This window comes from Pseudoalteromonas sp. NH0006-26, from assembly GCF_057552415.1.
The window spans coordinates 1-660 of record NZ_BAAJMJ010000026.1; the positions used below are offsets into that span (position 1 = coordinate 1).

A 660-nucleotide genomic window follows, 5' to 3' on the forward strand; every position below is an offset into this window, starting at 1 on the left:
TCAACTTATCAATAGCGCCTTCTCGGGTTACCGCACCAATGAAATGAAGTTGGCCGAGGAGTTGGTAAGCACGACTCCAAATAATTCTTTAACGCTGTTTGATAAGGGATATTACTCTCTTGGTCTGCTAAATCGTTGGCATCAAGCAGGTGAGCAAAGACACTGGATGATACCCGCGAAAAAAGACCTTCAGTATGAGGTGCTACGTAGCTTTAGCAAACAGGACCAGCATATACGTTTAACCAGCACACCACAGGCAAGGAAGAAATTCACTGACTTGCCTGAATACGTCGAAGCAAGATTAGTCACGAAAACGATAAAAGGGAAAACGTATCGAATGTTATCGTCAATGGTAGACCCAATGCGATTTCCAGGTGATGAGATGGTTGAATTATATCGATACCGATGGGAAATTGAGTTGGGCTACCGCGAGATGAAGCAATCACTTCTTAACAGCGAATATACGCTAAGAAGTAAACGCCCAGATATGATTAGGCAAGAACTATGGGGCGTACTGCTGTGCTATAACTTAATCAGGCAAGGAATGACGGCAGCAGCAGGGAAATTAGGAGGTGTGTTACCCAATCAACTTAGTTTTACCAGCTGTTCAATGGCTATTACACACTTCTTCGTTACTGTATCGTTGAGCAGTCCAGGCAA

The 660-nt window shown here is 43.8% G+C and carries 1 protein-coding gene; it reads left to right on the top strand.

Translation table 11 applies throughout. The features are described from left to right. Positions 1 to 660: IS4 family transposase (locus tag AC27JR_RS16990; RefSeq protein WP_487174228.1), on the top strand; the 660-nt coding region annotated here is incomplete at both ends.